We start from the raw sequence: 5,849 nt of genomic DNA, 5'->3' as shown, positions 1-5,849 counted from the left end.
GCGCGCTTATGATGAGCGGGTGCGGCTGCGTCAGCTGGCGCGGCAGGTGCAGCTGGTGGAAAATCACACTGAGTGGGTGGAACTGTCCAGCTCATCCAGCCGCAGCGGGCGGGAAACGTGGATCAGCGGGCTGGTTGGGCGGGCCGTGTATCAGGCGCCGGTCGAGGTCTGGCAGGCGTTGGGGGAGTGGCTGGCCTGGGCTGAAATCGTACAGGTCGGCAAGGACACGGTCAAGGGCAACGGCGTGGTGCGGGTAGGCGGCTTTGCCGTTGGCGGATAAGGCGCCGCTCAACACAAAGGCGCAAAGACGCAGAGAACAGCAAGAAACCTCTCCTGGCGGAAAATCTCTGATGGAAGAATTGATCCCGGATGGGTGTCAGCTTACAAAGGTGTAAAGGCTGGCCAGCTGGGGTCTCGATATAATTTCTTAAGAGGAAACGGTCTTTTTTTGGTATTATGGAGGCATCAGGATGAAGAAATTCTTCTCTATCTTTTTTGTGCTGATTTGTATCGGGCTGGTTTTGTCCTTAACTTTTTACCCGTTGACGGGGAAAGTGATTGCGTCAGGCGAAACTCCGCCGTCTTACCCGATGGGGCCAGATCTGGAGCAGTTCCCGGCCGGTTATAACCCTTTAACCGGGCTGCCGGTGTCTGATCCGTCCTGGCTGGAGCTGCCGGCCGTGCTGGTATCTTTGGCTCACTTCCCCCCTACCGTCCGCCCGCAGACCGGCCTTTCGGTTGCTCCGCAGGTGTATGAAATCTACATCACCGAGGGGATGACCCGCTTTCTGACCGTCTTTTACGGCGAAGCGCCCCAATTGCTGCCCACTCCGGCCGGGCTGACCCCGCGCGCCGAACCGCTGCGTCTCAACGGCGCTGCTTTGGGAGGCCGCGTTTGGTGGGACCGCAATGCCGATGGCGCTCAACAGCCCGATGAACCCGGGCTGGGCGGCATCGAGCTGCAGCTGGTGGAGTTGGGCGGCAGTGTTATCCGCACGGTTTTGACAGATGGCAACGGCTACTACGCTTTCTCGCCGCGAATCGGTAAATTGTATGCCGTGCGGTTGCAAATCCCCGAGGGTTTTCGTCTGACCTCCAGCGATGCGGAAGTACCTGTTCAGGACGGCAGCGCACACAACGTGGCGCAAACCAGGGTGTTTACCTTTCGCCAAACCGATCTGAATCTCGATTTTGGTCTGGAATGGAATCAGACGACGAACGGGTCGGGAGAAAACCAAAACCAGAGCAACGCCATTGTGGGAATTGAACAGCCGCAAGATGCGGGACTGGCCGGCGTGCGCTCCGGGCGCGAGGCCTATGTGCCGATTGCAGCTGCTTTTCCCAACGGCTGTCTGGTTGCGGCAAGTAAATCGGCGGAAGTCAACCTGCGCATCTGCCGCAATGTGTTCGGCAGCAACCCGCAGGACATCAACAGCGCCGGCCTGTCGGTGACTCAGCTGCGCCGGCTGGCGGAAGCCAACCGCAACCCCAGCGCGCCGCCCAACTATTCGGGCAATGTGTTTGACCCGCAGCCGCCTGCCGGGGGTCAACCCGCCGATCAGGTGAATGTGTTTTACGCCTATCTGAATCAGGCGCGCTGGGTGTACGATCCGGTTGCGGGGGCTTACTGGCGCTATCAGGATTACGGCGACGAAAGCCGGGTTGGGCAGTTCGTTCCGGCAACCGACCGACTGACCAACCGGCCTGTGCTTCTTGAAAATGTGGTTGTCCTGTTTGTCGAACATACCGCCCGCACGCCGACCATCATTGACCTGAACATGCAGCCCGGTACAAAAGGCAAAGCGGTTGTCTTCCGCAACGGGCAGGTTTATACCAATGTTTATTGGAGCATGGTGGGCGAAGACTATGAGAAAACCACCGGTTTAGCGCGGCCGGTGCGCCTGCGCTATGCCGACGGCCGGCCTTTCCCGCTGGCTCCGGGTCAAACCTGGCTGCATATTGCCACCACTAATTCGACGGTTTACGAGGAAACTGGTCAGCCGGGGGTGTGGAAGTTCCGCTTCTATCCGCCCAAGGGAGCAAAATAGGAGGAGCTGTACGGAAAGAATGCCCGAAGAGCAGCGCGCTGACCTGTAAAAAGGGTTGCACTTCTCTAAGTAATATAACCTCAATTCGGGATAAATCATTTCTACATCATCAACTTTAGCATTTTCGTCCCCCTCCCGGCCTCCCCCAAAATCGCCCATGCGATTTTGGGGGAGGTGCAGGTGGGGGCATTGGTACCGCGTGCCGGGTTCTTATTCCGAACTCACGTTAATATAACTCGGGTTCAGCCTAAGCGAAAAAAAACAGTCAGCAGCACCTCCCCCAATATTGCTAAAGCGATACTGGGGGAGGCGCAACAGGGGGCAAAGATGCGAAATGGGATGCGAAAAAAATCATCCCGCACGGACGTTTCTTGCGGCTTGGCTACCCAATTTTCAGGGTATCGCAGACCGGCTCCAGGGTAGCCGTACTGGAATCGCGGAAGCATAGTTCGGCTTCACCGATGTTGTTCATGTTGTATGAGCTTTGCTTGACAACGCCGGTACAGGTATCCACAACGGCACTGCCGCCGACACACCCCTGCTTGTTTTCACCGTAGGTGATCAGTTTGTTGACCTGCCTTTCTGCGGTACTCTTCCCCGGCGTGCAGCTCTTGACCAGATTCCCGTACTGGTCTGTGGTGCATCCGCTTGTGCAATTTTTGTTGCTATCAGAACAGATAAGAACATCACCTAAACCATTACACCCCGGATCGGCAGATACCGGCCGGGCGGCCGGGAACAGGCCCAGCCCGCCCAGCACTAATGCCAAAGCCAAACCCAACATCCACAATTTTCGCACGCTCATCGCGCCTCCTTTCACTTTTTCAATTTGTCCTCGTTGTACCGGCTGCGCTGCTCGGCTGCGATGCGGAAAGCCTGCATTCCTTTTTCCGCCACGCTCGGGTCAGCCGTTCCCCGTGCAATGTAATCTTCCACCCGTTCGGGCAGCGGGCGCGGCTCGATCCCGTAGGTGTCCTTCAGCCACTGGATGTCCCAGACCGGCAGTTCCGGCTGGAATTCGTGGAAAAACTCGATGTTGTTCTTCATGCTCTCCACGCTGATGAAGCCGCGCAGCTCGAAGCGGTCGTCCTCGCCGAGGTACCACCACTGTCCGTTGCCGGTGTAGGCGTAGAACAGCAGGGTGGCGTAGGCCGGCTGCCCGGGCTCGGCGTAGTTGTGCCCGCCACCAATGGCGGGGTCATCGTTGAAGGCCCAATCGGGATGGGGAATGTAACCTTTCTGCACATTGGGGACTTCGCTTCCGTCCGGTAATTTGTGTAAGACATACCTATCCTGCGCACCGGGGAAGAATTTGAGGATCGAGCAGACCATCGGGAAATAGACGATTTCCTCGCTGCCCAGCCCGTCGCGCAGCCCGGCTTTGACGTTGGGGGTGCAGCCGTGCATGACGAACTTGTTGGGGGTGTAGTCGCCGGTCTGGTCGTTGTACACCCAAAAGCGCGAGGTGAGCGGGTACTGCATGGTATCCAGGTACCAAAGAATGCGCTTGGGGATGGATTCTTCGGCTTGCAGGTGGAACCACATGACATATTTTTGGGGGATGCCTTCGTTGTAGCGGAAGCCGTTGAAATAGGGGTGGTCTTGCAGTCCGAGCAGGTGGGCGGCTTCTTCGGCGGAGTAGCCGTTCTGGATCGCCATGGTGAAGGCGAGCCAGGGCATGAGGTTGTCGTAGGCGCAGGTGGGGGTGAGCAGGCGGTAGTTATTGCGGTAGATGTTGCCGCTGGCGTCCTTTTGCAGGTTGAGCGTCCAGCGTTCGGGCTGGCTGGGGCAGGGGTCTGGGGTGGGGGTGGGCGGGATGGTGGGGGTGAAGGTGGGGGCTGGGGTGTTGGTCGGAACGGCGAGGGTGGGGGTGAAGGTAGGGGCTGGGGCGGCGGTTTCGGCGGGCGGCGGGGTTGGGCTGACTGCGGCGCAGCCGTAGGCGGTCAGCAGGACGGCGAGGACGAGGCAGAAGATCAGCGCGCGGCGGGGTTGAGCCGGGCGGTTGGGGTGGAAAAGAAGAGGTTGAGGGTTCATGGGGGGAAGAACTCCTTTCGGATGGGATGGTGTGCCGGCTGGATGAAGGTTGGGCATCACAGCCCTATTTTGCAGAAATTATCCGAGTTGTCAATTCCGATTGGAAAGAAAAATCGTTGTATTTTCAAAATTGAAAGGTGGTAAAACACAACCGGCGGGCAGGTTGGCTGGTCAGCCGCGAACGGCAGGAATGTGCCGAACGGTTGGCACAGGATCTATTGGACGGGCCGGATGGCCAGCGCTGGAAAGTCGAGAGCGTTCACTCGGTCATCAAACGCAAGTATGAGGAGCCCACTCGTTCACACTTGCGCTGGCTGCGCTATCGTGAACCGAACATGAAAGGATTGGTGTATAATCTCCACCGTTAATTTTGTCGAATTCCTCTTTTGTTCTTTGCAACAAGTCAAAACCTGGAGACAAAAAATGTTGCCCGAATACCTTAATAAAGCAATGCAACTGGCAAAATATGAATTATTACCGGACGGAACTTATTACGGAGCGATTCCGGGTTTTAGCGGGGTTTGGGCAAATGCCAATACGCTGGAGGAATGCCGCGAGGAACTGCAAAGTGTTTTGGAAGATTGGCTTGTGCTGGGTCTGCAGCTGGGGCATCCTCTGCCCGAAGTGGAAGGTATGCGTTTAGAGTCGGATGACGACTGATCCGTAATCTTCATGCTGGACGGGGGAGGATGCAGCCGAAAATATCCATCAGGCTGGAGATCGGCGACTTCCCAATAGATGCGTTTAATTTAATGGTCAGAGGAGTGCAGAGATCTGTTGCTGAAAATCCATTCGGGGATCGAGCTTGAGAATGAGCAGAGTCGGTTTTTGAAAGAAGCGGCAGTTAGCCGCAATAAGGATATTGATTTTTCAGACCAAAATGGTTATCATAGCGCCATTGTGTTGAGCGGTTAACCCCCCTCGAAAAAAACTCGAATATTCGTCAAAAAACCTCCGCCATCGCGGCAGGTGTTAATTCATGATATGTTGAGGTCAAAGAGCGACTGACAGGAGGTACCCAATGCCGATCAAGATTCCCAATGCGCTGCCCGCCCGAGAGATTCTGGCAAGCGAGAATATCTTTGTGATGGATGAGGAGCGCGCCGTCCATCAGGACATCCGCCCCCTTCGCATAGCCATTCTCAACCTGATGCCGACCAAAATTGCCACCGAAACGCAGCTGCTGCGCTTGCTGGGCAACACGGCTTTGCAGGTGGAAATTGCCTTCATGCGCACGGCTTCGCATCACAGCAAAAACACCCCCGAAGAGCATCTGCTGACCTTTTACCGCACCTTTGAGCAGATGAAAACCGAAAAGTACGACGGCTTTATCGTCACCGGCGCGCCGGTGGAGCATCTCCCGTTTGAAGAGGTGGATTACTGGAGCGAGCTGCAGGAAATCATCGAGTGGAGCAAGCACAATGTCTTTTCTACCTTCTTCATTTGTTGGGGGGCGCAGGCGGCGCTCTACCACCAGTACGGCATCCCCAAATATCCACTTCCTCAAAAGATGTTCGGGGTTTTTGAGCATACCTTCAACCGGCGCAACATTCCGCTGCTGCGCGGCTTTGACGATGTATTTTACGCGCCGCACTCCCGCCATACCGAAATCCGCCGCGAGGACATCCTTCAGGTGGACGAACTGGAAATCATCTCCGAATCGCCGCGCGCCGGGGTGTATATTGTTCTGCGGCGCGACGGCCGGCAGATATTCGTCACCGGGCATTCCGAGTACGACCCGCTCACGTTGAAATACGAGTATGACCG

Annotated in this window: 8 protein-coding genes; 6 read left to right on the top strand and 2 right to left on the bottom strand. The window is 56.6% G+C overall.

The window, feature by feature from the left end; translation table 11 throughout:
- The coding region (gene cas6, locus VAE48_RS05190) for a CRISPR system precrRNA processing endoribonuclease RAMP protein Cas6 (RefSeq protein WP_322792255.1) at nt 1-280 on the top strand (280 nt) is incomplete at its 5' end.
- 190 nt (nt 281-470) lie between these two features.
- Complete coding sequence (locus VAE48_RS05185; RefSeq protein WP_322792254.1) at nt 471-2,048, top strand: SdrD B-like domain-containing protein; 1,578 nt, start codon at nt 471-473, stop codon at nt 2,046-2,048.
- A gap of 382 nt (nt 2,049-2,430) precedes the next feature.
- On the opposite strand, the gene VAE48_RS05180 is transcribed toward VAE48_RS05185, so the two are convergent.
- Together VAE48_RS05180 and VAE48_RS05175 are read right to left on the bottom strand one after the other, a co-directional pair.
- The gene (locus VAE48_RS05180) at nt 2,431-2,853 is read right to left on the bottom strand and encodes a hypothetical protein (protein ID WP_322792253.1); all 423 of its coding nucleotides are present in this window, start codon (nt 2,851-2,853) and stop codon (nt 2,431-2,433) included.
- An 11-nt stretch (nt 2,854-2,864) separates the two neighbouring features.
- Complete coding sequence (locus VAE48_RS05175) at nt 2,865-4,082, bottom strand: hypothetical protein (RefSeq protein ID WP_322792252.1); 1,218 nt, start codon at nt 4,080-4,082, stop codon at nt 2,865-2,867.
- 137 nt (nt 4,083-4,219) lie between these two features.
- On the opposite strand from VAE48_RS05175, the gene VAE48_RS05170 reads away from it, so the two are divergent.
- From VAE48_RS05170 to VAE48_RS05155, 4 genes are all read left to right on the top strand, one after another.
- A complete protein-coding gene (locus tag VAE48_RS05170; RefSeq protein ID WP_322792251.1) occupies nt 4,220-4,450 on the top strand; it encodes a hypothetical protein in 231 nt (76 codons plus the stop codon).
- 55 nt (nt 4,451-4,505) lie between these two features.
- Nucleotides 4,506-4,742, top strand: a complete 237-nt coding sequence (locus VAE48_RS05165; RefSeq protein WP_322792250.1) for a type II toxin-antitoxin system HicB family antitoxin — start codon at nt 4,506-4,508, stop codon at nt 4,740-4,742.
- Nucleotides 4,743-4,859: 117 nt separating this feature from the next.
- Nucleotides 4,860-4,997 (top strand): hypothetical protein, encoded by a 138-nt coding sequence (locus VAE48_RS05160; protein WP_322792249.1) that lies wholly within the window; start codon nt 4,860-4,862, stop codon nt 4,995-4,997.
- Between the two features lie 106 nt (nt 4,998-5,103).
- A partial coding sequence (locus tag VAE48_RS05155) for a homoserine O-acetyltransferase/O-succinyltransferase family protein (RefSeq protein ID WP_322792248.1) occupies nt 5,104-5,849 on the top strand: 746 nt, incomplete at its 3' end.

The sequence above is a fragment of the Bellilinea sp. genome (assembly GCF_034432615.1).
GTDB lineage: Bacteria > Chloroflexota > Anaerolineae > Anaerolineales > Anaerolineaceae > Bellilinea.
This window is presented reverse-complemented; position numbering and strand designations above follow the sequence as displayed.